Below are 26,462 nucleotides of genomic sequence, written 5' to 3'. Positions count from 1 at the left end.
CCACCACGGGAAATCCCGTTGGGAGCGCACCCCACATGTGCGAGACTCGTGCTCGTACACGCAAGGTCCTGTGGAGCAGTTTGGAGTGCTCGCCACCCTGTCAAGGTGGAGGCCGCGGGTTCAAATCCCGTCAGGACCGCTGCGGCTGGGTAGCTCAGTTGGTACGAGCGTCCGCCTGAAAAGCGGAAGGTCGCCGGTTCGACCCCGGCCCCAGCCACCGCAGCCCCTACCAGGGCAAAGCCCCCTCCCGGGTCATCCGGAGGGGGCTTCTTCGTTGCCCGTGACGCCCACGGCACGCACCGTAAGAGCGCTGAACCAGGAAGTGACATGCTGGGCACCGCGTCGACGGAGGGGAGTGGGTTCATGCGGTGGACCGTCCACGGCGAGCGGCAGATCTACAGCAACCCTTGGGTCAACCTGTGGCTGGTCGACGTACAGCAGCCGGATGGGCGTCGCTGGGAACACCATGTCGTGCGCATGCGACACCTCGCCGTCGCCGCCGTGGTCGATGCCCACAAGCGCGTCCTGATGATGTGGCGCCACCGGTTCATCACCGATTCCTGGGGCTGGGAACTGCCCATGGGCCTCATCGAGCCCGGCGAGACCCCGGAGCAGGCCGCCGCCCGCGAGGTCGAAGAAGAGACCGGCTGGCGGGTCGAGGCGATGAAGCCCCTGGTGTACGCGCAGCCCGCGAACGGGATCACCGACTCCGAGCACCATGTCTTCCGCGCCGATGGGGCCACCCACACCGGGCCGCCGACAGAGCTGAACGAATCGGACCGGATCGAGTGGATCCCCCTCCCGGAGATCCGCGGGATGATCGACCGCCGCGAGATCGTCAGCAGCGGCAGTCTGGTCGGCCTGCTGTATCTGCTGCTGGACGAGGCCACCAAGAGCGCCGGCTAGCCAAATGACTCTCGCATCCGCTGCTCGAACCTGATCACCGGTGCCTCGCGGGCGTACGGAGCCAGACGGCGGTGGAATTCACGGACATGCCCAGCGACCCGGGGACGTCGCGAAGGGTGGCGTGGGCGAACGCTTCGCGCAAGTGCAGCATGGACATCACCAGAGGCTGGTCTCCCACTGCCCGGGTGACGTCCTGAGCCTTGCAGGCGAGAGTGATGGCCTCTGCCAGGTTGCCGTCATAGGTGGCATGCAGGCTCATACAGGCCGGAGTGGCGCACCACCGCGCTGGTCGTCCCGACGCCAGTAGTCCTCCACCGAGGAGCGCAGCGCGGCGAGCGTGGAGCGGGTGACCTGTGAGTCGGCCAGTGGCAGTAGGTCATCCAGGCTTTCCCCAGCAGCAGGACCGGTAGCCGTTGTCCCCTGTGCAAGCCGTGGCCCGGATACCTGGCTCCGCTCGCTCTCCGGAGCCGATGCGGGAATCTCCCAGGGCCGATGCGCCAGGCCCAGCATCGCACCGGGGATGCGCAGCCCGTCGGCGACTCTCTCGATCACATCGATGTGGGCCAGACCACGACGTCCAGCCATGATCTCGCCGGCCCTGCTGGGCGTCATGCCGCAAAGGTCCAAAGCCTGCCCGAGTTGCCAACCAGCGTACGGCCCCCTGACCATGTCCGACCCCAGACCGGGCAGGCCACCGCCCAAACCCGCTCCGCCGACCGTGGGCCTACTCCGCTTCAACCTGCCACCACCAACCCGGCTTATGAACTCGTCGCCGCCACTCAGGGGCGGCCTTTTCAAGTTCTGCTTCCAGGTTTTGGTCAAGTCGTTCGATCACGCGCTTCAAGATCGCTATCTCTTGGTAAGCGCGATCAACGTGCATGTCTGGGTACTTCTGGCTCAGGTCCGTGACCGCATCTACGCGTTGGGCTAGGCGGCGATGCAGAGACTGGCGCGAGATTCCCCGGTAGCTAGCCAAAGCGTCCCAGGACACACCACTGTGCCGCAGGACTGCCACGGCCAGTGCCTCTACGTGGCGCGTCATATTGAGAACATCATTCATATATTTGAGGCCGTATTCCGCGCCGTCGGATGGGCGAGCCAGGAAGACCGCCGAGGAGGCGAGACCAAGAGCTGCTTCGCTCAGAGCTGTCAACAAGTCGTAGATGCGCTGCTCTGCGGGCGTCATAGCAGCAGGCTGCCAGACGCATGTCAGCTCGATGCTGACATTCCCAACAACCCACCCCTTCCATCCTGGTGACAACACAAGGGCGGCCCCCTGACGCAACCAGGGAGCCGCCGTAAACCATCCAGCCTTGGGAGACAGGATGAGTACACAACAGCGTACGGCTCAGGACACGTTCCCGGCGGCCCTCACACCAGCCGATCTTGTCACCGAGAGTCTCAACGGAAGGAAGGCGCAGACAACGGGCATAGGCGCTGTCCTGCTCTGCGTGGTTGGCGGTGGTGAGGCGATGATCAATGCAACGACGCACCTCGTGATCGTTTTGATTGTCTTGGTGCTGACCGGCACAGCCGGCGGCTCCTTCTCGCGCCAGGGGTCGAAAGCAGCACGCTGACGCCAGTCGTGACGCCAACGGCCGCGTACGCCGACGCCAGCAGCGGACGTCAGTGAACCGCCGAGCCAGGCGAAACGGGCTCCGGCAGCCACCACACCCCCGCCTGAAAAGCGGAAGGTCGCCGGTTCGACCCCGGCCCCAGCCACCGCAGCGCTGAACTGGCACACGCCCTCTCCGAAGATCATCGGAGAGGGCGTTTTCGTGCGCATGGCATCACCTGGTGGACTTCCCCTCGCTGAACAGGCAATTCAAGACTTTGCCAAGGTTCTCCTCCAAACCTGGCTGCCACAGTCGTGCCTGGCCAAGCCCCTCGCTGGGACAGGCACAGCCGTCTCCGCGACCAATGGAGGTAACCATGCAGACACGCCGCCTTCTCGCCGGCGCCGGCGCCGCCGCAGCCGTCGCGCTCGGTCTCGTGGGCACGCCGAGCGCCCAGGCCGCCACCACCAAGGCAGCCGCTGTCACGTGCGGCAACGCGTACTGGCCGCACACCAACGACGATCCCTTCGGGGGCAGAGTGAGCAAGTCCTCCCCCGCCGCCATCCACACCGGACCGTACGGCGACTGCACCACAGTGGGCCATGTCTCTCCGGACACCTGGGTCGAGTACGACTGCTACGTCACGAACGACCTCGGCCACACCTGGACATGGGTCAGAGACGAGAACAACAGGAGCCTCGGCTGGATCTACGACAAGTACCTGGACGACGGGGGCTCCAACTTCCGCTGCGGCTGAGCCGGGGGCAGCGGGTGCGGCCCGACGGGTTGCTCTGTCGGGCCGCACTTCGCGGATCCCCCCAGGGATGGTTGGCGTATGGGCCGAGGACGCGGTGCGATGTCGCGCACGCTCAAGTGCATCCGGAGGGGGCTTCTTCATCGCCTGCCACGCCCACGGGGGCGCTCTTGTCCCGCATGAACGATCAGACGTTGGCGCAGATCGCGAAGACGCTGATGCCCACGTTGTCGGCGGAGGTCTGGCGGCCCAGCCCGATCCAGCCCCGTGCGTCATCGGTGGGGAAGCTGCCGACGAGGATGGCGGTGTTGCCTCGGGCCTCGGCACCGCCGCCGATGACCTTCTTCCCCTTCGGGCAGTACACCGTGCGCCGCTGGAAGTTCGGGACGTTCTCATTGGGCAGGGTGACCACCTCGTAGCCGGGCACGCCCTCGTCGGAGCGGGGGGCTCCGTGGGAAGCGGCCGTCTCTGAGCTCTGGGGAGCGGTCGCCTCGTCGCTCTGGGAGGCCGTCGACTCGGAGCTGTGGGAGCCGGTCGCCTCGGAGCTGACGGAACCGGTCGTGTCGGAGCCCTGGTACTCGGCTCCCTCGGAGCCTTGGGCCATGGTCGCCTCGGCGCTGTAAGAGCCGGTCGTGTGGTCGTCGCCGTCCTGTGTCGCCGACGCGACGCCTGGCGTCAGCGCCATGGTCAATGCCGCGGCAGCGATGACGAGCCTTCCACGCATGTGTGTCTTCCCTTCGTCACGGGCCCCTGGACGGGACCGACACCGTGAAGGCGTGACCAGGCGAGGCGGAGAGAAGGCATGAAAGTATGCAAATCCCACGAACGTGGGACGTGTGAGAGGCGTACGGGTGCAGCTCTCCTGAGTGGCGAAAAGCCGCCGGTTCGCGTCCTGTCCCGGTGAGCGGAACGCCGCCATTCCCGCCATGAGAACCAGCGGCGAACAATCCCCCAACACACCCGAGCCGCAGGTCGTGATCCCATCCGAAGCGGCCATTGGAGAGCCGACATGGCAGACGTGAAGGGCGCCCCGCGCGAAGTACGCAAGGCGGCGATCGCAAGTTTGTTCGGTAGTGCATTGGAGTGGTACGACTTCTTCCTCTACGGCACGGCCGCCGCGCTCGTCTTCAACTCCCTCTTCTTCCCGACCTTCGATCCGCTGGTCGGAACGATCGCCGCCTTCGGCACCAACGCGGTGGGGTTCCTCGCCCGGCCGCTGGGCGGCATCATCTTCGGGCACTTCGGTGACCGGATCGGCCGTAAGTCGATGCTGGTGACCACCCTGGTGATCATGGGCGTCGCGACCTGTCTGATCGGTCTGCTGCCCACCTACGCCACCATCGGGGTCTGGGCGCCGGTGCTGCTGATAGTGCTGCGGATCGTGCAGGGCATCGCCGTCGGCGGTGAGTGGGGCGGTGGGGTGCTGATCGTCAGCGAACACGCGCCGAGCCACCGTCGCGGCTTCTACTCGGCCTGGAGCCAGACCGGTGTGGGGCTCGGGTTCGTCCTCTCCGCCTCCGCCTACGCGCTCGTCCAGGCGGTGACCACCAAGGAGTCCTTCCTCGCCTGGGGATGGCGCATTCCGTTCGTCGTCGGCATCCTGCTCACCGCCGTCGGGCTGCTGATCCGGCTCCGAATCATGGAGACGCCCGCGTTCCGGGAGAAGGAGTCGGAGCCGAAGAAGTCCACCCCGCCACTCCTCGACGTCATCCGCACCCACCCCAAGTCGATACTGATCGCCTTCGGGGCGCGGGTCGCCGAAACCGGTGCGAGCTATCTCTTCCTCACCTTCAGCCTCTCCTACGCGGCCGAAGTCGGGGTGGGCAAGGGGGTGGTGCTGGCCGCGCTCGTGGTGGGGATGCTGTTCGAGTCGTTCGCGATGCCGATGTTCGGGGCGCTGTCCGACCGCATCGGGCGCCGGCCGGTGTATATCGGGGGCGCGATCGCGGTGATCGTCTGGGCCTTTCCGTTCTTCGCCATGTTCGACTCGGGCAATCCGGTGCTGATCTTCGTGGCGATCTTCGTGGCGCTCGTGATCGGCCATGGGTCGATGATCGGCACCCAGCCGGCGTTCTTCACCGAACTCTTCGCCAGCCGGGTGGCCTACAGCGGGCTCGCCCTGGGGCATGAGCTGGCGTCGATGATCGTCGGCGGGTTCTCCCCCATCGTCGCCACCGCGCTGCTCGCGTGGGCAGGCGCGTCCTGGCCGATCGCACTGTTCATGATCGGCATGGGCGCGGTCACGGTCTTCGCCGTGGCGGCCGCGCCCGAGACCAACCCGGCCGTCCGCAAGGGCGGCAAGGGTCGGGAGGAGTCGGAGGAGACGGAGGAGACGGAGGAGTCGGAGGCGTCGGAGGAGACGGAGGAGACGGAGAAATCGGAGGAGACGGAGGAGGCCGAGGTGAAATCCCGGACCGTCTGACGGGCCCGTCCCCGCCTCGTTCCCGTATCGCTGCCTGGGTGCGCCGCACCCAGGCGGCGTGCGTCCTGGTTGACCGCCTCTGACCTGCGCAGACTCGGGGTCGAGAGTCGAGTCGAGAGCGGGACGAGGAACGGAGCACCCATGCCTGGACGTCTGCACGGCAAAGTCGCCCTGATCACCGGAGCGACGGGAGGGATCGGCGCGGCGACAGCCGAACTCTTCGCGCGGGAGGGAGCACGGCTGCTCCTCACCGATGTGGCCCCGGAGCCCTTGAAGGCTCTGGAGGAACGGATCGAGGAACGGATCGAGGAGCGCGGCGGCAGCGATGTGGCCTCGGCCGTTCTCGACGTCGCCTCGGCGGAGGCGTGGGGCGATGTGATCGCCACCGTACGGGAGCGCTTCGGCCGCCTGGACGTGCTGGTCAACATCGCCGGGATCCTGGACTGGCCGGGTATTGAGGGCACCGATGAGGCGTCCTGGGACCGCGTGATCGAGGTGAACCAGAAGGGCACCTGGCTGGGGATGAAGGCGGCCATGCCGCTGCTGCGCGCGAGCGGCAGGGGGTCGGTGATCAACACATCCTCGGTGCTGGGGCTGGTGGGCAGCGGTGCGGCGGCCGCGTACCAGGCGTCGAAGGGCGCCGTCCGGCTGCTGTCGAAGACCGCGGCGGTCGAGTACGCCCGCGACAACGTCCGGGTCAACTCACTGCATCCGGGGGTGATCGCCACTCCGATGATCCAGGACCTCCTGGACGAGCAGGGCGATCAGCAGCCGGACATCGTGCGGACGCCGATGGCCCGCGCGGGCCGGGCGGACGAGATCGCACCGGCGATGCTCTTCCTCGCGAGCGACGAATCGTCGTTCGTCACCGGTTCGGAGCTCGTGGTCGACGGCGGGCTCACCGCGCACTGACGATCGCGGCATCTCGTACGGCCGCGGCATCTCGTGCAGCCGTCGCGTCTCGTACGGCCGCCGCGTCTCGTGCAGGCGTCGCATCTCGTACGACCGCCACGTCTCGTACGACGGAATTGTCCGTTCCCGCCGTACGCTGGGCGGATGACGCGGCTGATCGTGGCGGGCGGAGGAGGCGGGGACGCCGTGGCCGCCGCGGTGCTCGACCGGACTCTGTACGGGCGCGGGACGGGCGATGACCGGGCGGTGGTCCTGACGTACGCCTGGGACCGGCTGCTCGTCGACCCCGTCCCCGGGCCCCGGGCCGCGGCCGACTTCACCGGTCTGCGGGCGCTGACGCCGAGCGTGTACGCCGTGCCCGAGGACGCGAAGCCCGTGGCGCCTGCCGGGTCCACACTGCCCCGTCTGGCCGCCGAGCTGCCGCACAGCTTCGCCCTGCTCGACCCCCACCACGGCGTGGAGGGCATGGTCCGGCAGTTGGAAGAGCTGATCGAGCATCTGGCCCCGGCGTCGATCGACCTGCTGGACGTAGGCGGCGACATCCTCGCGCACGGCGATGAGCCGACGCTGCGGAGCCCGCTCGGGGACGCGCTGTCACTCGCCGCGTGTGCGCAGGTGAACGCCGATATCCGGCTGCTGGTCGCCGGGCCCGGGCTGGACGGGGAGATTCCGGTGGAGGTGCTGCACGAACGGCTGGAGCGGGTGGTCCACACGCTGACCGCCGACGATGTCGCACCCGTCGGGCCCGTCATGGAGTGGCATCCGTCGGAGGCCACCGGCATGCTCACGGCCGTGGCGCGGGGGGTGCGCGGGCTGTGCGAGGTACGGGACGCGGGGCTCACCATTCCCCTGACGGACGGCGGGGCCGTGATCCATGAGGCGGATCTCGACACCGCGTTCCGCCGGAACCGGCTGGCCGGGGCCATCGCCGATACGACCGGACTCGCCGAGGCCGAGCGGCACTGCCGGGAGATCTGCGGCTACTCGGAGATCGACTACGAACGGGAGAAGGCCGCGCGGTTCGGGGCGGCGCCCGAGGGTCCGTTCCGGCCCAGGGCCGTACTCGCCGGGGTTGCCCGCTTCGCGGAGGAGGCTCGCGCGCGGGGGGTCAGCCACACCACGTTCCGCCGTCTGACGGAGGTCCTCGGGCTGAGTGGGGATCAGCGTGCCGATCTGCGGGCCCTGCTGATCGGGACTCAGCCCGAGCGGTACGACGCCCCGCTGTGGCGGCTGTGATCCCCCGGATGGGGTATAGTTGATCTCGCAACGCCGCCCCGGAGGGCGGAAGTTGATGCGTCGGTCGTCTAAGGAAAGATACTCGTCTCCAAACGAGGGATGTAGGTGCAAGGCCTGCTCGGCGCTCCGTAGAGAAGTCCCTCCCCTGATCGTGGGGGAGGGATTTTTTCGTGTGCGCGTGTGTCCGTGGGCCGGCGGGTGTCTTTCCCCTCCCCGCCCCTTCCCGATACCAGGGGCTTCGCCCCTGGACCCCGAGGCCTGGGGCAGACCCCTGTCACGCGGCGGAGCCGCATTCCGATGCCGCGGGAAGGTGCGGGGCCCCGGGGGCTGGGGGCGAAGCCCCGGACCGGGGCTGGGCCAGGGCCCCGGACGGGAGGCTGGGGCCACACCCTCGGCGCCGGGGGCTGAGCCATAACCCCGGCCCGGGGGCTGGGCCACTGCTCCGGACGGGAAGCAGGGCCAGAGCCCCGGCCCGGGGGTTGAGGCGAACCCCGGACATGAGGCCAGCCAGAACCCCGGGCAGGAAGCCGGGGCAGAACCCCGGCCCGGGGGCTGAGGCAAAACCCCGGGCAGGAAGCCGGGGCAGAACCCCGGCCCGGGGGCTGAGGCAAAACCCCTGACATGGGGTCGGGGCAGAAACCCGGACAGGAGGCTGGGGCCACACCCCGGCGCCGGGGGCTGAGGACGAACCCCGGCCCGGAGGCTGAGCCAGAACCCCGAACAGGAAGCCGGGACAGAACCCCGGCCCGGGGGCTGAGGCAAAACCCCTGACATGGGGTCGGGGCAGAAACCCGGACAGGAGGCTGGGGCCACACCCCGGCGCCGGGGGCTGAGGACGAACCCCGGCCCGGAGGCTGAGCCAGAACCCCGAACAGGAAGCCGGGACAGAACCCCGGCCCGGGGGCTGAGGCAAAACCCCTGACATGGGGTCGGGGCAGAAACCCGGACAGGAGGCTGGGGCCACACCCCGGCGCCGGGGGCTGAGGACGAACCCCGGCCCGGAGGCTGAGCCAGAACCCCGAACAGGAAGCCGGGACAGAACCCCGGCCCGGGGGCTGAGCCAGAACCCCGAACAGGAAGCCGGGGCAGAACCCCGGCCCGGGGGCTGAGCCAGAACCGCGAGCAGGAAGCCGGGGCAGAACTCCGGCGCCGGAGGCCGAGCCATAACCCCGGCCCGGAGGCCGAGCCGAGCCACACCCCCGGCGCCGGGGGCTGGGGCGGAGCCCCGGTTTTGGGAAGGGGCGGGGAGGGGAACAGCCCGCCGCAGGCGGCGCGAGCCGTCGGGCGGTCCCTGAACTCCCCTCAGCACCGCGTCGGCGTCGCCCTCGGCGGGCGGCCGCCCGGGTGGCGGTGGCGCCAGGTCCAGAAGACCACGGCGGACAGCAGGCACCAGGCCACCAGCACCAGGAACGGAAAGGCGTGCTGGTGGGCGCGGAAGTAGATCGCGGTGTGCTGGGCGTTGACCGAGGCGCCCGGCGGGAGCCAGCGGCCGACGGCGCCGAGGAGGGAGGGGAGCAGGGGCCAGGAGACGGCGCCGCCGGAGGAGGGGTTGCCGAGGAGCACCATCAGACCCCAGGTGGGGATGAGCGCCCAGCGCCCGAAGAGGACGTTGAACATGGAGAACACCAGCCCCGAGGTGAACATCGTCAGCGCCAGGATCGCCCAGGACTCCAGGAAGGGGAGCCGGAGCGCGCCCAGCCCCTGGTCCACGATCACCGCGATGGTGAACCCGCCGAGCAGGGCGTACGCGATCATGAAGGCGATCCGCTCGGCCGGGTTGAGCTCGGAGGCGTTCACGCTGAGCTGGATGGCGCCGAGGAAGCCGATGATCGTGGCGGCCAGGGAGATGTAGAAGACCGCGAGGCCGCGCGGGTCACCGGGTTGCAGCGGTTTCACGTCCTTGACCGTGACCGGCACCCCGGACATCCGGCCGACCTTGCCCGCGGCCTGGCCGAGCACCTGGGCGACGGTCGCCCCGGCCGCGCTCGCCACATCCATCCGCACGCCGCGGCCGCGCACCTGGAGGACCGCGAAGACCCGCTGCTCCTCCAGGGACCAGCGGGCCTTGGCGTAGCTGGGATAGGGATGCAGCCGTAGGGAGGCGTTGAGGGCCTGCTCCATCCCGGCGAGGAACCGGTTCAGCGGAGCGGCGCCGTGGTCGGGGGTCACGACGGCGGTGGGGATGTTCCGGGGGGTGGGGTTCGCGAAGGCGTAGGTGTACGAGCCCGCGAAGAGCCCGGCGCCCGCGGAGATGATCAGCACGATGACGGTCGCGGGGAAGAAGGGGGACCGCCTGAAGGCCCCCCACCCCCAGCGCGGTGATCGGCGTTCGGGCTCGGGGTCGGGGCGCTGCGCCTGGTCATCGGCCATGAGATCACGCTAAGGCGACGACCCCATACATATCGCACATATCGTGCAACGCGGCGCGGACGGAAATGGTTCGCCAGCCGTTTTCCGGAGGTGAGATCCTGGGGTCCGTATGTCCACCACGCCTGCCCCCGCCCTGCCCGCCCTGCTGGAGCGGCTGCCCGAGCTGATGCTGCGCGACCAGCAGCGGCTGGGACGCCGGCTCGACGGTGCGCGCCGGATCCGTAAACCCGAGGCCCGTGCGGCCGTGCTCGGCGAGATCGCCGAGGAGATGACGCGTGCCGAGCTGCGGGTCGCGGACCGCCGCGCCGCGGTGCCGGCCATCACCTATCCGGAAGAGCTGCCGGTCAGCCAGAAGAAGGACGCGATCCTCGAGGCCGTCCGGGATCACCAGGTGGTGATCGTCGCGGGTGAGACCGGCTCCGGGAAGACCACCCAGATTCCGAAGATCTGTCTGGAGCTGGGGCGCGGCGTCAAGGGCCTCATCGGCCATACGCAGCCACGCCGGATCGCGGCCCGCACCGTGGCCGAGCGCATCGCCGAGGAGATGCGCTCACCGCTCGGCGAGTCCGTCGGCTGGAAGGTCCGCTTCACCGACCAGGTGGGCAAGGACACCCACGTCAAGCTGATGACCGACGGCATTCTGCTCGCCGAGATCCAGACCGACCGTGAGCTGCGCCAGTACGACACGATCATCATCGACGAGGCCCATGAGCGCAGCCTCAACATCGACTTCCTGCTCGGCTATCTGGCCCAGCTGCTGCCCCGCCGCCCCGACCTCAAGGTCGTGATCACCTCCGCCACCATCGACCCCGAGCGCTTCTCCCGCCATTTCGGCGACGCGCCGATCGTCGAGGTCAGCGGGCGTACGTATCCGGTCGAGGTGCGTTACCGCCCGCTTCTCGAGGAGGGCGGCGAGGACAGCGACCGCGACCAGATCACCGCGATCTGCGACGCGGTCGACGAGCTCCAGGCCGAGGGCCCGGGCGACATCCTGGTCTTCCTCTCCGGCGAGCGGGAGATCCGGGACACGGCCGACGCGCTGAACAAGAAACAGCTGAGGTCCACCGAGGTGCTGCCGCTGTACGCGCGGCTGTCGCACGCCGAGCAGCACCGGGTCTTCCAGAGACACACCGGCCGCCGGATCGTGCTGGCGACGAACGTGGCGGAGACCTCGCTGACCGTCCCCGGCATCCGCTATGTGATCGACCCGGGCACCGCCCGGATCTCCCGCTACAGCCATCGCACCAAGGTCCAGCGGCTGCCCATCGAGCCGATCTCTCAGGCCAGCGCCAATCAGCGCAAGGGCCGCTGCGGCCGGACCAGCGACGGCATCTGTATCCGGCTGTACTCCGAGGACGACTTCGTCACCCGCCCGGAGTTCACCGACGCCGAGATCCTGCGGACCAACCTGGCCTCCGTCATCCTCCAGATGACCGCCGCCGGCCTCGGCGACATCGAGAAGTTCCCCTTCATCGACCCGCCGGACCGCCGCAACATCAAGGACGGCGTCCAGCTCCTGGAGGAGCTGCACGCCCTGGACAGCAAGCAGAAGGACCCGCGCAAGCGGCTCACCCAGGTCGGCCGGAAGCTGGCCCAGCTGCCGGTGGACCCGCGGCTGGCCCGGATGGTGCTGGAGGCGGATCGCAACGGCTGTGTCCGCGAGGTCATGGTGATCGCGGCGGCGCTGTCCATCCAGGACCCGCGCGAGCGCCCCTCGGACAAGCAGCAGCAGGCGGATCAGCAGCACGCCCGCTTCAAGGACGAGTCCAGCGACTTCCTGGCCTTCCTCAATCTGTGGAAGTACGTCCGGGAGCGGCAGAAGGAGCTGTCCTCCTCCGCCTTCCGCCGGATGTGCCGCCATGAATACCTCAACTACCTGCGCATACGCGAATGGCAGGACATCTACAGCCAGCTGCGCACGGTGGCCAAGACCATGGACATCCACATGTCCGAGCAGGACGCGGCGCCCGATCACATCCACACCTCGCTGCTGGCGGGGCTGCTCTCCCATGTGGGCCTGAAGGACACCGAGAAGAACGAGTACGTGGGCGCGCGCAGCGCCAAGTTCGCGGTCTTCCCCGGCTCGGCGCTGTTCAAGAAGCCGCCGCGCTGGGTGATGTCGGCGGAGCTGGTGGAGACCTCCCGGCTGTGGGCGCGGGTGAACGCGAAGATCGAGCCGGAGTGGATCGAGCCGCTCGCCCAGCACCTGGTCAAGCGCACCTACAGCGAGCCGCACTGGGAGCAGAAGCAGGCCGCGGTGATGGCGTATGAGCGGGTGACGCTCTACGGGGTGCCGATCGTCGCCCAGCGGAAGGTCAACTACGGCCGGATCGACCCCGAGACCAGCCGCGACCTGTTCATCCGCAACGCCCTGGTGGAGGGCGACTGGCGCACCCACCACCAGTTCTTCCACGACAACCGCAAGCTGCTGGGCGAGGTCGAGGAGCTGGAGCACCGCGCCAGGCGCCGCGACATCCTCGTGGACGACGAGACGCTCTTCGACTTCTACGACCAGCGGATCCCCGAGCATGTGGTCTCCGGCGCCCACTTCGACTCCTGGTGGAAGCACAAGCGGCGCGAGGAGCCGGAGCTTCTCAACTTCGAGAAGTCGATGCTCATCAACGAGCGGGCGCAGGGCGTCACCAAGGACGCGTATCCGGACTCCTGGCGCCAGGGGAAGCTCAAGTTCAAGGTGACCTACCAGTTCGAGCCGGGGGCGGACGCGGACGGGGTGACCGTCCACATCCCGCTCCAGGTGCTCAACCAGGTCACCCCGGACGGCTTCGACTGGCAGATCCCGGGGCTGCGCGAGGATCTGGTCACCGAGCTGATCCGCTCGCTGCCCAAGCCGGTCCGCCGGCACTACGTCCCGGCGCCCAACTACGCCAGGCGCTTCCTGGAAAGCGCTGTCCCCCTCCAGGAGCCGCTGACGGCCGCGCTGGGGCGGGAGCTCCAGCGGATGGTGGGCGTGCGGATCGAGCCGGAGGACTGGGACCTGGCGAAGGTCCCCGACCACCTGAAGATCACCTTCCGGGTGGTGGACGAGCGGCGCCGCAAGCTGGCCGAGGACAAGGACCTGGAGACGCTGCGGCAGCGGCTGCGGCCCAAGACGCGGGCCGCGATCTCCAAGGCGTTCGAGTCCTCCAAGGAGGCCGTGGGGATCGAGCAGCGCGGCGGGCTGACCCGGTGGACGGTCGGCACGCTGCCGCGCACCTTCGAGACGCGCCGCGGCGGCCAGCCGGTCAAGGCGTATCCGGCGCTCGTCGACGAGGGCGCGTCGGTGGCCGTACGGCTCTTCGACACCGAGGCCGAGCAGCGGGAGGCGATGTGGCGGGGGACGCGCCGGCTGATCCTGCTCCAGCTCCCGTCCAACCCGGCCAAGTTCGTCCAGGGCAAGCTCTCCAACCAGGCCAAGCTGGCGCTCTCCAGCAGCCCGCACGGCAGTGTGCAGGCGCTGTTCGACGACTGTGTGGCCGCGGCGGCGGACCGGCTGATCGCGGCCCGTGGCGGCCCGGCCTGGGACGAGGAATCGTTCGGCAAGCTCTTCGACGCCGTCCGCAGCGACATCATGGACGCCACGCTGGAGACCGTGCGCAAGGTCCAGGAGGTGCTGGCGGCCTGGCAGTCGTGCGAGCGGCGGCTGAAGGACACCAGGAGCCCGGTGCTGCTGCCGTCGCTCACGGACATCAGGGAGCAGCTCTCGGAGCTCATCACGCCGGGTTTCGTGACCGCGCACGGCGTACGGCGGCTTCCGGACCTCATGCGCTATCTGGTGGCCGTGGACCGGCGGCTCCAGCAGCTTCCGGGCAACGCCGAGCGGGACCGCGCCCGGATGGCGAAGGTGCGGGAGATGCGGGACGAGTACGCCTGGCTGCTGGAGCAGTTCCGGCCGGGGCGCCCGGTGCCCCAGGAGGCGCTGGAGATCCGCTGGATGATCGAGGAGCTGCGGGTCAGCTACTTCGCGCACGCCCTCGGTACGGCCTATCCGGTGTCCGACAAGCGCATCGTCAAGGCCATCGACGCGGCGGCGCCGTAAGCGTGCCGCGGGGGCTCCGGCGGCCCGCCGGAGCCCCGCCGGGCGCGAGTTCGACCGCACCCCCTGACCTGCTGTAGAGTCTGCATCGCAGCGCACACAGCGCGGCGCACGGCGGCGGAGCCGCAAGCGTCACTGTTGGTCCTGTGGAGCAGTTTGGAGTGCTCGCCACCCTGTCAAGGTGGAGGCCGCGGGTTCAAATCCCGTCAGGACCGCTTACCCGGAAGGCCCGGATCCCATCATGGATCCGGGCCTTCTGCGTCTTGACGGCACACCACACACAGAGGTACCCAAACTAAAAGGTGTGCGCGGGGGTGCGCGGGAGGTGCGGCGTATGACGACGTCCGCGAAGCATGAGACCAGGGCGCTGCTGCGCGCCCATCTGGCGGCCGCCGTGGGCAACCGCCACTTCACCCGGCACTGCCCGATCTGCCATCGCCTGCTGCGGCTGGCGATGGAGCATTCGGCGGCCGACGAGGCGGGCGACGGGGCCGAACACGAGGAGCGCGAGGAGACGACGGCGGCCGTGCCACCGTCAACTCGGTAAGCCCTTACCGCAGTTGTCCTTTAGCGCAACCACAGGACACAGAGCAAGGGTTGGGAAGTGTGACGGGAGTCACCGAATGAGTTTCCGGAGTGAGGGAACTTACACCCCGCTCACCACAGGTCAATTTAATATGTGCAATTGCACCCTCTGTCCGTGACCCTCGCGAGCCCCTCGAAAGCGCTCCGCGAGGCTTCCTCGAGCCCCTTGCGGACCACCCCGCACCACCCGAACGATGGCGCTTCCAGAGGCGCTTGAAGACCCCCGGAGGCATCCTCCGGAAGACCTCCTCAGGGCATAAAAAGATCGCGCCGGACCCGGCGGAGTCCAGCGCGATCAACGACGCACCCATGTCGAGCGGTGGAAGGCCTGTTGGGGCAGGCACCCGTCGTGGTGGAGCCATACAGGCGAAAGCCGGGCTGGGGGGCCCGGAAATGCCCGGTTATGCGGTTGTTCAGCCCTCGCTGCGCTGCTGCGGGATGCCCGCAAGAAGAGCACGGACCTCCGCTTCGCGGTAGCGCCGATGCCCTCCGAGCGTACGGATCGACGTGAGCTTGCCTGCCTTCGCCCAGCGAGTGACCGTCTTCGGGTCCACGCGGAACATCGTGGCAACCTCAGCCGGGGTCAGCAGCGGCTCGGCATCAGGGGTGCGAGCGGTCATGAGCGGCCTCCTCGGGAGAACCGAACCATCACGGTTCTTTCCTCTAAATTCTGCACCTTGACCCACGTTGCCCGAAATGGCGGACGCGGGCCGAGTCGGTTATAGGACGAACGGCTTGTCCTCGGCACTACAACTACACCATCTGTCCAGCCCCGTCGGCCAAACCGATGGAATTGCCCTCTCAGGTGACCAACCTCGACGGAAGCCGATGGACCATGCCATAACGGACTGTCACACGGCCGTGACGATCAGTCACAACAGGATCAGGGGTCACCAGATCCGTCAAGGAGTGCAATACCGATGAATCCGCCCATAGTTGGACGGAAGGAGTCCCTCCCGGACTCCTTGTCCTATTTTGACACGAGGGTGGGTGATTACCGCAAGGCCCGAAGTCAGTGCTTTAGGTCACGATTGAGGCAATGGCCCGGATAGGGACCTACGTCCCCTCTGTTCCGGCGGGCCGCTCAACCGGTCGCCCGGAGCCCGTCCGGCCGGGCGCTCAGCTCGCGTTCTGCCGCCCGCGGACCACGCTCCAGCGGTCGGTCAACCGCTCGTACGCGACGCCCGCACGCTCCCCGTCCCCGTCGCGCAGCGCCGCCAGGCCCTCCGCCACATCCGCGGCCGAGTGGTCGTCCTCCAGCTGCCCGGCCGGCAGCGCGTGCACCAGACCGCCGTAGTCCAGCTCGACCAGCGACCGGGGGTGGAACTCCTCGAGCCACCGGCCGACGTCCACCAGCCCGTCGATCAGCGGTCCTTCCCCGAGGGCCTCCTTGAGCACCTTAAGCCCACGCGCCACCCGGCGCCTGGCCTGGACCATTGGGGTGCGGTAGCGGAGGATGAGACCGTCGTCACCCTTGGTGAACTCGCGCTCCTCGTCCCCGAAGAGCACGAACCAGCGCACCGGCACATGCCAGGTGGCCGAGCGGATCCACGGCCGGGCGTCCGGGTTGCGCTCCAGCCACCGCTCGAAGTCGGCCACCGCCTGCCGGCGCACCACCGGGGGCAGGGCCGCGTCCAGAAGGGGCCCGGGAAGGCGCTCCGGCAGCTCCTCCAGGGCCAGCCAGCCCCTCAGCCGGGTACGCCACGGGCAGACGCAGGTGACGCCGTCCACGAGCGCCACGAAGGCGTCCGCGCTCTCGTGCACCGGAACCGCGACCGGGGGGACCGGCAGCAGGTCCGCGAGCGAGCGGCGCAGCTCGTCCTGCGCGCCCGGCAGGTCGTCGCGCTTGGCATACCGCGCCCAGTGCGATCTCTCCGGCTCCGGGAACGCTGCCAGTGGCTCATAGACCCGGAGATACGCCGCGTACGGGACAATCACCGAAGACGCCAAGGTCACACGCGCTCCCTCAAGGCTGAGACCACCGCCAGGGGCTCCCTTACCCCCACCTGAGGGCATCGTCCCATGCCCGGCATACGGACTCGTCGGGGACATGGCCGATCCCCTGGGGCCCCAGGGCTTACCCTCTTGCCCACGGCCCTCCCCACCAGCCAGGAGGGCGTCTACTCCGACCTATGGGAGTCACCACCGTGACCGACGTACGTCACACCGTCAGCGCCGACGGTCCGACGGAGAGTCGCGTGCCGAACCCTCTCTCACCGCTTTCGACACTGTTCCGCTCCGATCTCGGCGGGCATGAGCAGGTCCTGCTCTGCCAGGACCGGGAGAGCGGCCTCAAGGCCGTCATCGCCATCCACTCCACCGCTCTGGGCCCGGCCCTCGGCGGCACCCGCTTCCACGCCTACGCCTCCGAGGAGCACCCCGAAGAAGCGGCGCTCCTCGACGCGCTCAACCTCGCCCGCGGCATGTCCTACAAGAACGCGCTCGCCGGGCTCGACCACGGTGGCGGCAAGGCCGTGATCCTCGGCGACCCCGACGAGATCAAGACCGAAAAGCTGCTGCTCGCCTACGGCCGCTTCGTGGCCTCCCTGGGCGGTCGCTACGTCACCGCCTGCGACGTGGGCACCTATGTGGCCGACATGGATGTCGTCGCCCGGGAGTGCCCCTGGACCACCGGCCGCTCCCCCGGATGCGGCGGCGCCGGTGACTCCTCGGTGCTGACCGCCTTCGGCGTCTTCCAGGGGATGCGGGCGAGCGCCCAGGCGTCCTGGGGCGCGCCCACGCTGCGCGGCCGCAGGGTCGGCATCGCGGGGGTCGGCAAGGTCGGCCACCACCTGGTGGAGCACCTGCTGGAGGACGGCGCCGAGGTCGTGGTCACGGATGTGCGCACCGAGTCGGTGGACCGCGTGCTGGCCCGCCACCCCCGCGTCCAGGCGGTCCGGGACACCGAGGCGCTGATCCGCGCCGACCTGGACGTCTACGCCCCGTGCGCGCTCGGTGGCGCCCTGGACGACGCCACGGTGCCCGTCCTGACCGCGAAGGTGGTGTGCGGCGCGGCCAACAACCAGCTGGCCCACCCGGGCGTCGAGAAGGATCTGGACGGCCGCGGCATCCTCTACGCGCCGGACTACGTGGTGAACGCCGGTGGTGTCATCCAGGTGGCCGATGAGCTGCACGGGTTCGACTTCGACCGGGCCAAGGCCAAGGCGGCGAAGATCTTCGACACGACGTTGGCCATATTCGATCGGGCACAGACCGACGGCATCCCGCCCGCCGCGGCCGCCGACCGGCTGGCCGAGCACCGGATGGCGGAGGGCCACGACGCCTGAGCCGTGCCGGTGGCAGATGCCGCGGGTACGCGCCACGGGGCGCCCGAGGACCGCTGGAAGCGCCTGAGAGCGTCTGAGGAGTGGTGTGAGGCCGCGCGGACGGGCCGTGCGGGTCTCTTGCCGGAGGCCGCCGTACGGGGGACGTGAGAGCCCCCTGGGAGCCATCGGGGAGAGATCCCTCACGGCCCGTCGGCGGGTCGGCCCACAAGACACGTTAAAATCGCAGCTGACCAGCGAGGAACGGGCTCCTCGCGGGTTCTGCCTCGTGGCACGTCGTGTGGGCGACGTACCGTATGGCCACAGAAGCAGGTACCGTTGAAGCCCTACGGACCGGTCTCTCTTCTGAGAGTCCGCTCTGATTTATGAACGTGAACGCGTGTCAAGACTCTGGGGCCGTCGAGCCCCGTCGTTGAGGGGGTCGAGCCATGGGGCGCGGCCGGGCCAAGGCCAAGCAGACGAAGGTCGCCCGCCAGCTGAAGTACAACAGCGGTGGGACGGATCTCTCACGCCTGGCCGAGGAGCTGGGCGCATCGACATCGAACCAGCCGCCGAATGGCGAGCGGTTCGAGGACGATGAGCTGGACGACGACCCGTACGCACAGTACGCGGATCTGTACAACGACGATGAGGACGAGGACGACGAACAGTCGGATCCGTCACCGCAGCGTCGCCGCGCCTGAACCACTCGTTCAAGGCGCTCGGCTCATCGCCGCACACCTCCACCGGTCCGGGGCACCCGCCTCGGGCCGGCTTCTGTGCTGTCCGCGCACCCGGCGCGGCCGTCTCAGCCCGCATGGTCACCGGTCAGCGTCACCGCCTCGGCGTCCGCTGCCGTGCGCTCGGTGATCTCACCGCTGACCCAGGCCTCGACACCGCGGTCGGCGAGCGTGGTGAGCGCCACATCCACGGAGTCGGCCGGGACCACCGCCATCATGCCGACGCCCATGTTGAGGGTCTTCTCCAGCTCCGGCCGCTCGACCGAGCCGGCCTCGCCGACCAGCTGGAAGATCGCGCCGGGGGCCCAGGTCGAGCGGTCCACGACCGCGCGCAGCCCCTCGGGGATGACCCGTGCGAGGTTGTTGGCGAGCCCGCCGCCGGTGATGTGCGAGAAGGCGTGCACCTCGGTGGTGCGGGTGAGGGCCAGACAGTCCAGCGAGTAGATCCGGGTGGGCTCCAGCAGCTCCTCCCCCAGCGTCCGGCCGAGCTCCGGCACATCGCGGTCCAGCGCCCAGCCGGCCCGGTCGAAGAGCACATGGCGGACGAGTGAGTACCCGTTCGAGTGAAGTCCGGACGATGCCATGGCGATCACCGCATCACCCGTTCGGATACGATCCGCGCCCAGCACCCGATCGGCCTCGACCACGCCCGTACCGGCCCCGGCGACATCGAAGTCATCCGCGCCCAGCAGCCCCGGGTGCTCGGCGGTCTCGCCGCCCACCAGGGCGCAGCCCGCGAGGGTGCAGCCCTCGGCGATGCCCTTGACGATGGCGGCGACGCGCTCCGGGTAGACCTTGCCGACGCAGATGTAGTCGGTCATGAACAGCGGCTCGGCACCGCAGACCACCAGGTCGTCCACGACCATGCCGACCAGGTCGCGGCCGATGGTGTCGTACACGCCCATCCGCCGGGCGATGTCCACCTTGGTGCCGACCCCGTCGGTGGCGGAGGCGAGCAGCGGACGCTGGTAGCGGGCCAGCGCGGAGGCGTCGAAGAGCCCGGCGAAACCGCCGAGGCCGCCCACGACCTCGGGCCGGCTCGCCTTCTTGACCCACTCCTTCATCAGCTCGACGGCGCGGTCGCCCGCCTCGATGTCGACGCCCGCGGCGGCGTAGGTGGACCCGGACTCGGACATGACGTTGAGATCTTTCGTATCGGGGATGACGGGCAGGCGGCGCTCAGGGACGGCGCAGGGCGTCGCCGCCGCCGACACCGGCGGTCAGCGTCGTCACACCGTCGGCGTCACCGCTGCTCTGCCCTTGCGTCTCGGACTCCAGGAGGTGCTTGCCCAGCAACTCCGGATCCGGCAGGTCCATCGGGTACTCACCGTCGAAGCAGGCCCGGCACAGATTCGGCTTGGCGATCGTGGTCGCCTCGATCATGCCGTCGGTGGAGATGTACGCCAGCGAGTCGGCGCCCAGCGACTTGCCGATCTCCTCGACCGAGAGACCGTTGGCGATCAGCTCGGCGCGGGTGGCGAAATCTATGCCGAAGAAGCACGGCCACTTGATCGGCGGGGACGAGATCCGGATGTGGACCTCGGCGGCCCCCGCCTCGCGGAGCATCCGCACCAGGGCGCGCTGGGTGTTGCCGCGGACGATCGAGTCGTCGACGACCACCAGGCGCTTGCCCCGGATGACCTCCTTGAGGGGGTTCAGCTTGAGCCGGATGCCGAGCTGCCGGATGGTCTGCGAGGGCTGGATGAAGGTCCGGCCCACATAGCTGTTCTTGACCAGCCCGGAGCCGTACGGAATCCCGCTGGCCTCGGCGTAGCCGACGGCGGCCGGGGTGCCGGACTCCGGCGTCGGTATGACCAGGTCGGCCTCGGCCGGGGCCTCCTTGGCCAGCCGCCGGCCCATCTCGACCCGGGAGAGGTACACATTCCGCCCCGCGATGTCGGTGTCGGGGCGGGCCAGGTACACGTACTCGAAGACACAGCCCTTGGGGCGGGCCTCGGCGAAGGTGGTGGAGCGCAGCCCGTTCTCGTCGATGGCGACCATCTCGCCGGGCTCGATCTCACGGATGAAGGACGCGCCCACGATGTCCAGGGCGGCGGTCTCGGAGGCCACCACCCAGCCGCGCTCGAGGCGGCCGAGGACCAGCGGGCGGATGCCCTGGGGGTCGCGCGCCGCGTACAGCGTGTGCTCGTCCATGTAGACGAGACTGAAAGCGCCCTTGACCTTGGGCAGCACGATGGGGGCCGCCTGCTCGACGGTGAGCGGCTTGCCGTCCTCGTCCACCTGGCCCGCGAGCAGCGCGGTGACCAGGTCGGTGTCATTGGTGGCCGCCACCTGGGTGGCCCGGCCGCCGTCGCGGGGCAGGGCCGCGACCAGCTCCGCCAGCTCGGCGGTGTTGACCAGGTTCCCGTTGTGGCCCAGCGCGATCGAGCCGTGGGCGGTGGCCCGGAACGTCGGCTGCGCGTTCTCCCACACCGAGGCTCCGGTGGTGGAGTAGCGGGCGTGACCGACCGCGATATGGCCCGTGAGGGAGCCGAGGGAGGTCTCGTCGAAGACCTGTGAGACCAGGCCCATGTCCTTGAAGACGAGAATTTGGGAGCCGTTGCTCACCGCGATGCCCGCGGACTCCTGTCCACGGTGCTGCAGTGCGTACAGCCCGAAATAGGTGAGTTTGGCGACCTCTTCTCCCGGTGCCCAGACTCCGAAGACGCCGCAAGCGTCCTGGGGGCCCTTCTCACCGGGGAGCAGGTCGTGGCTGAGTCGTCCGTCACCACGTGGCACGTCATCGAGTCTAGGCCAGTTCAGCGGCGCCTCCGAACGAGGGACCCGTCAGGAGGGCGTAAGTCACATTCTCCGGACCCCCGGGACCCGTGCCCGACCTGGGCACCGCCGGGGGCGGAGACGCCCGTCCGAGGCGAGGATCACATCTCGGGCCGGTCAGCCGAGCACGGGGAGGTGGGCGGAGAGGTCGGCGCGGTCGCCGCTCGCGGTCAGCGGCCCGGATTCCAGGGCATCGGCCCAGGTCAGACGGCCCGTGGCGAGGCGGATCCAGGTCGGCGGATCGGTCTCGACGACGTTCGGCGGGGTGCCGCGGGTGTGCCGGGGGCCCTCGACGCACTGGATCACGGCGAACGGCGGGATCCGGACCTCGACCGAGCCGCCGGGCGCCTTCGCCGCGAGCGCGTCGGCGAGCACGCGGGTGGCGGTGGCCAGCGCCTGGCGGTCGTGGGGCACGGGGACGCCGGTGGCGGCCGCCAGATCGTCGGCGTGGACCACGAGCTCCACACAGCGGGTGACCAGGTAGTCGTCCAGCCGCATCGCCCCGACGCGGGCGGCCAGCAGCCGGTCGGCGGGCGCGACGGCGGCCACCTCGGCGAACCGGGTCTCGGCGCGTTCCAGCAGCTCGCCCGGTTTCGCCTCCGCCGCGAGAGCGCGCGTGTCGTCGTCGATCGGCCCCGCGTGCCCGGCCACCGCCGACGCCCAGCCGGTGACGGTGACCTCGCGCGCGGGCGGCGCGGGCCGTTCCAGGAGCCGTACGACGGACGTCACGGCCATCGCCAGATGCGCGATCAGCTCCCGGACCGTCCAGTCGCCGAGCCGGGTGGGGGCGTCCAGGGCGGTCTCGTCCAGCCCCTCGGCCGCCTTCCGCACCTGCCGGAGCTGCGCGACCACGGCGGTCCTGGTCTTGACGGGGTCATAGCTGCGGGCACGGGCACGAGGCGGCATGGCGCCGAGCCTATCGACAGCCCCGTGGGGCGGACGGAGGATGGATAGAAGGGGATAGAAAGGTATCAATCAGGACGAAAGGCGTGAATGATCATGGGCGAACACCCCGATGCCGCCGTGGTGCGCCGCGCATGCACCGCGTTCCAGCAGGGCGACCTGGACACCCTCTCCACGCTGCTGACGGCGGACGTCATGCAGCATGTGCCCGGTGACAACATGATCTCCGGACACCACAAGGGCCGGGACGCCTGTATGCGGCTGTACCGCACCGAGTTCGAGGAGACCGGTGGCACGCTGCGGGTCGACCTGGAGTCGGTGATGCCCGACGGGCGCGGTCATGTGATCTCCGTCCACCACGTCCGCGCCGAGCGCGGCAACCGCACGCTGGACATGAAGACCGGGCTGTTCTTCACCATCGTCGGCGGGAAGATCAGCGACATCGACCAGTGCGTCGAGGACATCGACGCCGCCAACGCCTTCTGGGGGAAGTGAGCCCCACAAGGCCCGAACGGACCGTACGGCCCGCTTCCTGACACCAGGGCGCGGGCCGTACGGCATGCGTTCTCAGGCCGGTTCTCGGGCCGGACCTCAGGCCAGCAGACCCGGGATCGTCGCCTCGTACGACTCCCGCAGCTCGGCCAGCGGGATGGAGAACTGCCCCTGGACGTCGATCGCGTCGCCGTCGACCACGCCGATACGGGCCGCCGGAAGCCCCCGGGCCCCGCACATGTCGTTGAAGCGGACCTCCTCGCTGCGCGGTACGGCGACGATCGCCCGGCCCGCGGACTCGGAGAACAGCAGGACGAAGGGGTCCAGACCGTCCGGGACCACGATCCGGGCGCCCTTGCCCCCGCGCAGACACGACTCGGCGAGCGCCTGGATCAGACCGCCGTCGGACAGGTCGTGGGCCGCGTCCACCATGCCGTCGCGCGAGGCCGAGATCAGGATCTCGGCGAGCAGCCGCTCCCGCTCCAGGTCCACCTTGGGCGGCAGTCCGCCCAGGTGGTCGTGGATCACCTGGGACCAGGCCGAACCGCCCAGCTCCTCCGCGGTGTCGCCCAGCAGATAGAGCAGCTGGCCCTCCTCCGCGAAGGCGATCGGGGTGCGGCGGGCCACATCGTCGATCACGCCGAGGACGGCGACGACCGGCGTCGGGTGGATGGCCACCTCCCCGGTCTGGTTGTACAGCGACACATTGCCGCCGGTGACCGGGGTGCCCAGGGTCAGACAGCCGTCCGCGAGACCGCGGGTGGCCTCCGCGAACTGCCACATGACCGCGGGGTCCTCCGGCGAACCGAAGTTGAGGCAGTTGGAGATGGCCAGCGGCTTGGCGCCGGACGCGGCCACATTGCGGTACGACTCGGCGAGCGCCAGCTGCGCCCCCGCGTACGGGTCCAGCTTGGCGTAGCGGCCGTTGCCGTCCGTGGCGACGGCCACGCCCAGGCCCGTCTCCTCGTCCACCCGGACCATGCCGGAGTCCTCGGGCTGGGCGAGCACCGTGTTGCCCTGCACGAAGCGGTCGTACTGGTCCGTGATCCAGGACTTGGACGACTGGTTCGGGGAGCCGATCACCTTGAGGACCTGCTCGCGCAGCTCCTCGGCCGTGGCCGGGCGCGGCAGCTTGCCCGCGTCGTCGGCCTGGAGCGCGTCCTGCCACTCGGGGCGGGCGTAGGGGCGCTCGTAGACCGGGCCCTCGTGGGCGACGGTGCGCGGCGGGACGTCCACGATCTGCTCGCCGTGCCAGTAGATCTCCAGCCGCTCGCCGTCGGTGACCTCACCGATGACGGTGGCGATGACGTCCCACTTCTCGCAGATCTCCAGGAAGCGGTCGACCTTCTCGGGCTTCACGATCGCGCACATCCGCTCCTGCGACTCGCTCATCAGGATCTCCTCGGGGGAGAGCGAGGAGTCGCGCAGCGGCACGGTGTCGAGCTCGACCCGCATGCCGCCGGAGCCGGCGCTGGCGAGCTCGCTGGTGGCGCAGGACAGGCCCGCGCCGCCGAGGTCCTGGATGCCCTCGACCAGGTCCTCCTTGAAGACCTCCAGGGTGCACTCGATGAGCAGCTTCTCCTGGAAGGGGTCGCCGACCTGGACGGCGGGGCGCTTGGTGGGCTTCGAGTCGTCGAACGTCTCGGAGGCGAGCACGGAGACGCCGCCGATGCCGTCGCCGCCGGTGCGGGCGCCGTAGAGGATCACCTTGTTGCCGGTGCCGGACGCCTTGGCGAGGTGGATGTCCTCATGCTTCATCACGCCCACGCACAACGCGTTGACCAGCGGGTTGCCCTGGTAGCAGGGGTCGAAGACGACCTCGCCGCCGATGTTGGGCAGGCCCAGGCAGTTGCCGTAGCCGCCGATGCCCGCGACCACACCGGGCAGCACCCGCTTGGTGTCGGGGTGGTCGGCGGCGCCGAAGCGCAGTGGGTCCATCACGGCCACCGGGCGGGCGCCCATGGCGAGGATGTCGCGGACGATGCCGCCGACGCCGGTGGCCGCGCCCTGGTAGGGCTCGATGTACGAGGGGTGGTTGTGCGACTCGACCTTGAAGGTGACCGCGTAGCCCTGGCCGACGTCGACCACACCCGCGTTCTCGCCGATGCCGACGAGCAGGGCGTCGCTCTCCGGGGCCTTCTCACCGAACTGCCGCAAGTGGACCTTGCTCGACTTGTACGAGCAGTGTTCGGACCACATGACGGAGTACATCGCGAGCTCGGCGCCGGTGGGGCGGCGGCCCAGGATGGCGCGGACGCGCTCGTACTCGTCCTGCTTGAGACCGAGTTCGGCCCAGGGCTGCTCGGCCTCCGGGGTCTGCGCCGCGTGCTTGGTGGTGTCCAGGGTCATGCGCTGACCAGCCTCTTGAGGATCGAGGTGAAGAATCCGAGACCGTCGGTGCGACCGGTGCCGATCAGCGGTTCGACGGCGTGCTCGGGGTGGGGCATGAGGCCGACGACATTGCCCGCCGCATTGCAGATACCGGCGATGTCGCGGAGCGAGCCGTTGGGGTTGAGCTCCTGATAGCGGAAGACGACGCGTCCCTCGGCCTCGAGTTCATCGAGGACGCGCTCATCGGCGACATAGCGGCCGTCGATGTTCTTCAGCGGGATGTTGATCTCCTGACCCCGCTCATAGGAGCGGGTCCAGGCGGTCTCCGCGTTTTCCACTCGCAACTTCTGATCACGGCAGATGAAGTGCAGATGGTTGTTCCGCAGCATCGCACCGGGCAGGAGATGGGTCTCGGTGAGTACCTGGAAGCCATTGCAGATGCCAAGCACCGGCATACCGGCCTTCGCCTGGTCGATCACCGAGTCCATTACCGGGGAGAAGCGGGAGATCGCCCCGGCCCGCAGATAGTCGCCATAGGAGAAGCCGCCCGGCAGGATCACCGCGTCGACCTGCTTGAGGTCCTTGTCGCGGTGCCACAGCGGTACGGCTTCCAGCCCGGCGGCGCGGACCGCGCGCTGGGTGTCACGGTCGTCGAGCGTGCCGGGGAAGGTGATGACTCCGACGCGTGCGGTCACGACTCCGCCTTCACGGCAGTGGCGTCGGCGCCCTCGCCGACCTCGACCTTCACGGAAAAGTCCTCGATCACGGTGTTCGCCAGAAAGGTCTCGGCGATCTGGTGGATACGGGCGAGGGCGGCGTCATCGACCGGGCCCTCCACCTCGAGTTCAAAGCGCTTGCCCTGGCGGACGTCGGCGATCCCCTCGAAACCGAGGCGGGGCAGTGCTCGCTGCACCGCCTGGCCCTGGGGGTCGAGGATCTCCGGCTTGAGCATGACGTCGACTACGACGCGTGCCACTGGCACTCCCGGTGGTGTGGTGCTGGTGCGTAAGGCGGTGCCCAAGCCTACCCCGGCCAAAAATCTACGCGAGTAGATATGCAAGGGTTCGGTCACGTTTAAGCATCGTCGGCGGCAACTGACGGGGAAAGGTCGGGGAAAAACGTATGGTCCCGATCACGGCGTGACACGCGGATGGAATTACTGGGGTTCACAATGCAATGCC

The 26,462-nt window shown here is 69.3% G+C and carries 24 protein-coding genes and 3 tRNA genes; 14 read left to right on the top strand and 13 right to left on the bottom strand.

Features of this window, described 5'->3' with window-relative positions; genetic code table 11:
• Positions 1-64: 64 nt before the first annotated feature.
• The 3 genes from KHP12_RS28245 (at position 65) to KHP12_RS28235 (ending at position 906) form a co-directional block, all read left to right on the top strand.
• A tRNA-Asp gene (locus KHP12_RS28245) sits at positions 65-139 on the top strand.
• A gap of 4 nt (positions 140-143) precedes the next feature.
• A tRNA-Phe gene (locus tag KHP12_RS28240) sits at positions 144-217 on the top strand.
• 146 nt (positions 218-363) lie between these two features.
• Entirely contained in the window at positions 364-906 is a 543-nt protein-coding gene (locus KHP12_RS28235) for an NUDIX hydrolase (protein WP_086880634.1), read from the top strand.
• A gap of 34 nt (positions 907-940) precedes the next feature.
• Here KHP12_RS28235 and KHP12_RS51405 read toward each other — a convergent pair whose 3' ends face one another.
• From KHP12_RS51405 to KHP12_RS28225, 3 genes are all read right to left on the bottom strand, one after another.
• A complete protein-coding gene (locus tag KHP12_RS51405) occupies positions 941-1,165 on the bottom strand; it encodes a hypothetical protein (protein WP_244202628.1) in 225 nt (74 codons plus the stop codon).
• Positions 1,162-1,518, bottom strand: coding sequence for a hypothetical protein (locus KHP12_RS51400; RefSeq protein ID WP_244202627.1), 357 nt, complete (start codon positions 1,516-1,518; stop codon positions 1,162-1,164). Before KHP12_RS51400 ends, KHP12_RS51405 begins: the two co-directional genes overlap by 4 nt.
• Positions 1,519-1,630: 112 nt before the next feature.
• Entirely contained in the window at positions 1,631-2,092 is a 462-nt protein-coding gene (locus KHP12_RS28225) for a hypothetical protein (RefSeq protein ID WP_167442415.1), read from the bottom strand.
• Positions 2,093-2,231: 139 nt separating this feature from the next.
• On the opposite strand from KHP12_RS28225, the gene KHP12_RS28220 reads away from it, so the two are divergent.
• Positions 2,232-2,483, top strand: a complete 252-nt coding sequence (locus KHP12_RS28220) for a hypothetical protein (RefSeq protein ID WP_143677917.1) — start codon at positions 2,232-2,234, stop codon at positions 2,481-2,483.
• 355 nt (positions 2,484-2,838) lie between these two features.
• Positions 2,839-3,219 carry an SH3 domain-containing protein gene (locus KHP12_RS28215; RefSeq protein WP_211833885.1) on the top strand — a complete coding sequence of 127 codons (381 nt, stop codon included), beginning with the start codon at positions 2,839-2,841 and terminating at the stop codon, positions 3,217-3,219.
• A 184-nt stretch (positions 3,220-3,403) separates the two neighbouring features.
• Here the strand turns inward: KHP12_RS28215 and KHP12_RS51395 are convergent, their stop codons facing one another.
• Complete coding sequence (locus KHP12_RS51395; protein WP_246643159.1) at positions 3,404-3,940, bottom strand: hypothetical protein; 537 nt, start codon at positions 3,938-3,940, stop codon at positions 3,404-3,406.
• Positions 3,941-4,225: 285 nt separating this feature from the next.
• Between KHP12_RS51395 and KHP12_RS28205 the strand changes: the two genes are divergently transcribed.
• The 3 genes from KHP12_RS28205 to KHP12_RS28195 all read left to right on the top strand — a co-directional run bounded on the left by KHP12_RS28205 (position 4,226) and on the right by KHP12_RS28195 (position 7,786).
• A complete protein-coding gene (locus KHP12_RS28205) occupies positions 4,226-5,638 on the top strand; it encodes an MFS transporter (RefSeq protein WP_246648715.1) in 1,413 nt (470 codons plus the stop codon).
• A 141-nt stretch (positions 5,639-5,779) separates the two neighbouring features.
• Positions 5,780-6,550, top strand: coding sequence for an SDR family NAD(P)-dependent oxidoreductase (locus tag KHP12_RS28200; protein ID WP_211833884.1), 771 nt, complete (start codon positions 5,780-5,782; stop codon positions 6,548-6,550).
• A gap of 144 nt (positions 6,551-6,694) precedes the next feature.
• Positions 6,695-7,786: a DUF1152 domain-containing protein gene (locus tag KHP12_RS28195; protein ID WP_086880631.1), complete on the top strand. Its 1,092-nt coding sequence runs from the start codon at positions 6,695-6,697 to the stop codon at positions 7,784-7,786.
• 1,302 nt (positions 7,787-9,088) lie between these two features.
• Here KHP12_RS28195 and KHP12_RS28190 read toward each other — a convergent pair.
• A complete protein-coding gene (locus KHP12_RS28190; RefSeq protein WP_210609612.1) occupies positions 9,089-10,156 on the bottom strand; it encodes an ABC transporter permease in 1,068 nt (355 codons plus the stop codon).
• A gap of 109 nt (positions 10,157-10,265) precedes the next feature.
• Between KHP12_RS28190 and hrpA the strand changes: the two genes are divergently transcribed.
• The 3 genes from hrpA to KHP12_RS28175 all read left to right on the top strand — a co-directional run bounded on the left by hrpA (position 10,266) and on the right by KHP12_RS28175 (position 14,736).
• On the top strand, positions 10,266-14,192 hold the full coding sequence (gene hrpA, locus KHP12_RS28185; RefSeq protein ID WP_210609610.1) for an ATP-dependent RNA helicase HrpA: 3,927 nt from the start codon (positions 10,266-10,268) through the stop codon (positions 14,190-14,192).
• A gap of 137 nt (positions 14,193-14,329) precedes the next feature.
• Positions 14,330-14,404: transfer RNA gene (locus tag KHP12_RS28180), tRNA-Asp, on the top strand.
• Between the two features lie 119 nt (positions 14,405-14,523).
• Entirely contained in the window at positions 14,524-14,736 is a 213-nt protein-coding gene (locus tag KHP12_RS28175) for a DUF6274 family protein (protein WP_086885234.1), read from the top strand.
• Between the two features lie 451 nt (positions 14,737-15,187).
• Here the strand turns inward: KHP12_RS28175 and bldC are convergent, their stop codons facing one another.
• Positions 15,188-15,394 (bottom strand): developmental transcriptional regulator BldC, encoded by a 207-nt coding sequence (gene bldC, locus KHP12_RS28170; protein ID WP_020869672.1) that lies wholly within the window; start codon positions 15,392-15,394, stop codon positions 15,188-15,190.
• A gap of 499 nt (positions 15,395-15,893) precedes the next feature.
• Positions 15,894-16,730 (bottom strand): DUF8083 family protein, encoded by an 837-nt coding sequence (locus KHP12_RS28165; RefSeq protein ID WP_037953293.1) that lies wholly within the window; start codon positions 16,728-16,730, stop codon positions 15,894-15,896.
• Between the two features lie 176 nt (positions 16,731-16,906).
• Here KHP12_RS28165 and KHP12_RS28160 point away from each other — a divergent pair, with 176 nt between their 5' ends.
• Together KHP12_RS28160 and KHP12_RS28155 are read left to right on the top strand one after the other, a co-directional pair.
• A complete protein-coding gene (locus KHP12_RS28160; RefSeq protein WP_244203318.1) occupies positions 16,907-18,061 on the top strand; it encodes a Leu/Phe/Val dehydrogenase in 1,155 nt (384 codons plus the stop codon).
• A 425-nt stretch (positions 18,062-18,486) separates the two neighbouring features.
• Positions 18,487-18,741 (top strand): DUF3073 domain-containing protein, encoded by a 255-nt coding sequence (locus tag KHP12_RS28155; RefSeq protein ID WP_046086494.1) that lies wholly within the window; start codon positions 18,487-18,489, stop codon positions 18,739-18,741.
• A gap of 104 nt (positions 18,742-18,845) precedes the next feature.
• Here the strand turns inward: KHP12_RS28155 and purM are convergent, their stop codons facing one another.
• From purM to KHP12_RS28140, 3 genes are all read right to left on the bottom strand, one after another.
• Entirely contained in the window at positions 18,846-19,913 is a 1,068-nt protein-coding gene (purM, locus tag KHP12_RS28150) for a phosphoribosylformylglycinamidine cyclo-ligase (RefSeq protein ID WP_086885241.1), read from the bottom strand.
• A 43-nt stretch (positions 19,914-19,956) separates the two neighbouring features.
• A complete protein-coding gene (gene purF, locus KHP12_RS28145) occupies positions 19,957-21,516 on the bottom strand; it encodes an amidophosphoribosyltransferase (protein WP_086885235.1) in 1,560 nt (519 codons plus the stop codon).
• A 156-nt stretch (positions 21,517-21,672) separates the two neighbouring features.
• On the bottom strand, positions 21,673-22,461 hold the full coding sequence (locus tag KHP12_RS28140; protein WP_211833883.1) for a maleylpyruvate isomerase family mycothiol-dependent enzyme: 789 nt from the start codon (positions 22,459-22,461) through the stop codon (positions 21,673-21,675).
• 93 nt (positions 22,462-22,554) lie between these two features.
• Here KHP12_RS28140 and KHP12_RS28135 point away from each other — a divergent pair, with 93 nt between their 5' ends.
• Complete coding sequence (locus tag KHP12_RS28135; protein WP_086885242.1) at positions 22,555-22,953, top strand: nuclear transport factor 2 family protein; 399 nt, start codon at positions 22,555-22,557, stop codon at positions 22,951-22,953.
• 96 nt (positions 22,954-23,049) lie between these two features.
• Here the strand turns inward: KHP12_RS28135 and purL are convergent, their stop codons facing one another.
• From purL to purS, 3 genes are read right to left on the bottom strand one after another with little or no spacing between them, the layout of a single operon-like run.
• On the bottom strand, positions 23,050-25,299 hold the full coding sequence (gene purL, locus KHP12_RS28130) for a phosphoribosylformylglycinamidine synthase subunit PurL (protein WP_037953285.1): 2,250 nt from the start codon (positions 25,297-25,299) through the stop codon (positions 23,050-23,052).
• Positions 25,296-25,976 carry a phosphoribosylformylglycinamidine synthase subunit PurQ gene (gene purQ, locus KHP12_RS28125; RefSeq protein WP_020869681.1) on the bottom strand — a complete coding sequence of 227 codons (681 nt, stop codon included), beginning with the start codon at positions 25,974-25,976 and terminating at the stop codon, positions 25,296-25,298. Before purQ ends, purL begins: the two co-directional genes overlap by 4 nt.
• Positions 25,973-26,263 (bottom strand): phosphoribosylformylglycinamidine synthase subunit PurS, encoded by a 291-nt coding sequence (gene purS / locus KHP12_RS28120; RefSeq protein ID WP_370467175.1) that lies wholly within the window; start codon positions 26,261-26,263, stop codon positions 25,973-25,975. The genes purQ and purS overlap by 4 nt, the downstream gene beginning before the upstream one ends.
• Positions 26,264-26,462: the final 199 nt, after the last annotated feature.

The organism is Streptomyces asiaticus, assembly GCF_018138715.1.
GTDB lineage: Bacteria > Actinomycetota > Actinomycetes > Streptomycetales > Streptomycetaceae > Streptomyces > Streptomyces asiaticus.
The sequence above is the reverse complement of the archived record's forward strand: the minus strand, read 5'-3'. Positions and strand labels throughout refer to the sequence as shown.